This is a genomic window from Sulfitobacter sp. HI0040 (assembly GCF_001634885.1).
Taxonomy (GTDB): Bacteria; Pseudomonadota; Alphaproteobacteria; order Rhodobacterales; family Rhodobacteraceae; genus Sulfitobacter.
Map to the genome: position 1 here is coordinate 1 of NZ_LWEX01000260.1, position 2,765 is coordinate 2,765.

At 64.5% G+C, this 2,765-nt stretch carries 2 protein-coding genes and 2 pseudogenes; 2 read left to right on the plus strand and 2 right to left on the minus strand.

Annotated elements, in window-relative coordinates; translation table 11 throughout:
* Window positions 1-214: pseudogene (locus tag A3728_RS13415) on the plus strand (nicotinic acid mononucleotide adenylyltransferase); the annotation flags it as partial.
* Here the strand turns inward: A3728_RS13415 and A3728_RS13420 are convergent.
* Window positions 211-1,041 carry a DMT family transporter gene (locus A3728_RS13420; protein ID WP_067924651.1) on the minus strand — a complete coding sequence of 277 codons (831 nt, stop codon included), beginning with the start codon at window positions 1,039-1,041 and terminating at the stop codon, window positions 211-213. The pseudogene A3728_RS13415 and the gene A3728_RS13420 overlap by 4 nt on opposite strands.
* Before the next feature lie 88 nt (window positions 1,042-1,129).
* Between A3728_RS13420 and dacB the strand changes: the two genes are divergently transcribed.
* Window positions 1,130-2,623, plus strand: a complete 1,494-nt coding sequence (gene dacB, locus A3728_RS13425) for a D-alanyl-D-alanine carboxypeptidase/D-alanyl-D-alanine endopeptidase (protein WP_067924654.1) — start codon at window positions 1,130-1,132, stop codon at window positions 2,621-2,623.
* A gap of 16 nt (window positions 2,624-2,639) precedes the next feature.
* Here dacB and A3728_RS13430 read toward each other — a convergent pair.
* Window positions 2,640-2,765: pseudogene (locus tag A3728_RS13430) on the minus strand (2-dehydro-3-deoxyphosphooctonate aldolase); the annotation flags it as partial.

Below are 2,765 nucleotides of genomic sequence, written 5' to 3' on the forward strand. Positions count from 1 at the left end.
CATGGAGGCGGTCCCGGTAGGTGTTCTCGCCCGGCCCGGGCAGCGCATATCGGCCCGGATGAGCCGCGCATCGGCGCTTTATGCCCGCTACCGCATCCCGGGGAGCCAGTCGCAGCTCTTGGCGCAGGCCAAGGCCCCGGCGTGGTGTTTCGTGAATGTGGCGATGACCGACGCGTCGTCCACTGCGATCCGTGCCGCCGGGCAATGGGACTAGGATGAACGCAGCCGCGCCGAAGCGAGCCCGGCGGTCAGGATGATGCCGAGGCCGATCCAGGTGAAGGCGTCGGGCCAGTCGCCGAAGATGAGCCAGCCAAGACCGACGGCGGCCACGAGTTGGAAATAGACAAGCGGTGCCACCTGCGTCGCCGACGCGACCCGATAGGCGTAGAGCAGCAGCAGGTTGCCCAGCATGGAAAAGGCGGCGCTCGCCAATGTCAGCGCCGCGATGGGGGCGGTGACCGGCGGCAGTTGCCACAGCCCCACCGGCAAAAGCAGCAGCGTGGGAATCGCCAGTTGGGTGAAGGTCAGCGACAGCGGATGCCCCAGCCCGCCCAGCCAGCGCGACATGGTCAGGTATATCCCGTAGAAGGTGCCCGCCGCGAGCGCCCACATAAGGCCGATTGAGAACTGGATGCCGGGGCGGACCACAACCAAAACGCCCACGAAACCGAGTGCGACGAGCAGGCTGCGCAGGGGCGTGACGGTTTCCCGCAGGAAAATCACTGCAAGCACATAGCTGACAAGCGGCCCGATGAAGAATGCGGCAAAGACTGATGCGACCTCTTCGGTTTTCAATGCGGTCTGAATGCAGCTGATGCCCCCCGCCAGCATTGCTGCACGCACCCAGATACGGGGGTCGCGCAGCAGGCGGAGCGTGCCGGACGGGATGAAGGGAAGGACGAGCAACGTTCCCAGCACAAAGCGGGACCAGGCCACGAAAAGCGGAGAGACCCCGAATGCCGACGTCAATATTTTACCCGCGCTGTCCCCGGCGGGAATCAGCGACATCGCGAGAAACATGATCGGAACAGCGGATTTCATCGATGTCGGTTATCATGGCGCATCGGACAGCGAAATGTGATTTGAGACTGCTTGTGGACACCCCCTGCGCGCGGTTTAAATGAGACTCATGTCTAGGAATGTTACCCGTCGTTTTCTCTTGGGGGGCGCTGCCTCCCTTATTGCCGTGCGCGCCGCTGCGGCTGAACCGCCCACTTCATCCCTGCGGCCCGTTCTGCGGGGGGAGGACCTTTCACGCCGCAATGTCCCTGAACCGGATCAGATCATTCGTGGCCAGAACCTTTCCGGAGAGGTCGCCTTTGCCGTGGCGGAGGTTGGCACCGGGGCGCGGCTGGAGCAGTCCAACGCACAGGAAGGCACGCCGCCGGCCAGTGTGGCCAAGGCGCTGACCGCGCTCTATGCCCTCGATATCCTCGGGCCGGATCACAGGTTCGAGACGCGTCTGCTGGCTACGGGCGGTGTAACCGGAGGGGAGATTCAGGGGGATCTGATCCTTGCCGGAGGCGGGGATCCGACGCTGGATACCGATGCCCTGGGCACCATGGCCGCGAACCTGAAAGAGGCCGGGATCATCGGCGTGAAAGGCGATTTCCTGGTCTACCAGGCTGCCCTGCCGGTAGAGGCGATGATCGACCCCGAACAGCCCGACCACGTGGGTTACAATCCTTCGGTGTCGGGCATCGCGCTGAACTACAACCGGGTGCATTTCGAATGGAAACGCGGCGGAGACGGCTATGACGTCAGCATGGAAGGCCGCTCCGCCAAGTACCGCCCGGGCGTTCAAATGGCGCAGATGCGTGTGATCGATCGCAAGGCGCCGGTCTATACCTACGCCGACGCTGGCCTGCGTGACGAATGGACGGTGGCCCGGCGGGCCTTGGGCAACGGAGGCGCGCGCTGGTTACCGGTGCGCAAGCCCGGGCTCTATGCGGGGGACGTCTTTGCCACGCTCGCCCGGTCAAACGGGATCGTCCTCGGCGCGCCGAAAATCACTCCGACGCTGCCGCAGGATGCGAAGGTGCTGGTCACGCAGCGCAGCGGGGATTTGCGCGGTATCCTGAAGGACATGCTCAAGTGGTCCACCAACCTCACCGCAGAGATGGTAGGGATGGCCGCGTCGAAAAAGCGTGTGCCGGAGCTTGCTTCGCTACGGGCCTCGGCGGAAGAGATGAACAAATGGGCAATGGCGAACTATGGCCTGATCGGCCCCCGGATGGCTGACCATTCGGGGCTGAGCGACGACAGCCGCCTGACCGCTTCTGACATGGTGACGGCCTTGCTGGAGGCGCGCGGAGAAGGGCTGCGCCCGATCCTGAAATCCATCCGGCTGCGCGACAGCCGTGGCCGCCCGGATGGAAACCACCCGATCAAGGTCGCGGCGAAGACCGGAACGCTCAACTTCGTCTCGGGCCTCGCGGGGTATATGGTGGCCGAGGACGGCAAGGAACTGGCCTTTGCCATTTTCGCCGCCGACGCCAAGGAACGCGCGCAGATCAGCCGGGAGGAGCGCGAACGCCCGCCCGGGGCACGTGGTTGGAATGCCCGGGCGAAACGGGTTCAGCAGGAGCTTATCGAACGGTGGAGCACGCTTTACGGGGCATGACCGCCGGGGTTTCACCTCAGGTCATGTGGCGTGCCCGGGCACCTCTTTCGATGGCCGCGGCATGCAGGCGATCGAGGTTCAGCTCGTAGCGGATTTCCTCCAGCAGGCGCAATTCGGCTTCACGTATGCGGCCATCTGCGGC

Bases quoted from the DNA above. Each gene is read 5' to 3' on its own strand.
- A3728_RS13420 (WP_067924651.1), bottom strand. From the start codon at position 1,041: ATGAAATCCGCTGTTCCGATCATGTTTCTCGCGATGTCGCTGATTCCC.
- dacB (WP_067924654.1), top strand. From the start codon at position 1,130: ATGTCTAGGAATGTTACCCGTCGTTTTCTCTTGGGGGGCGCTGCCTCC.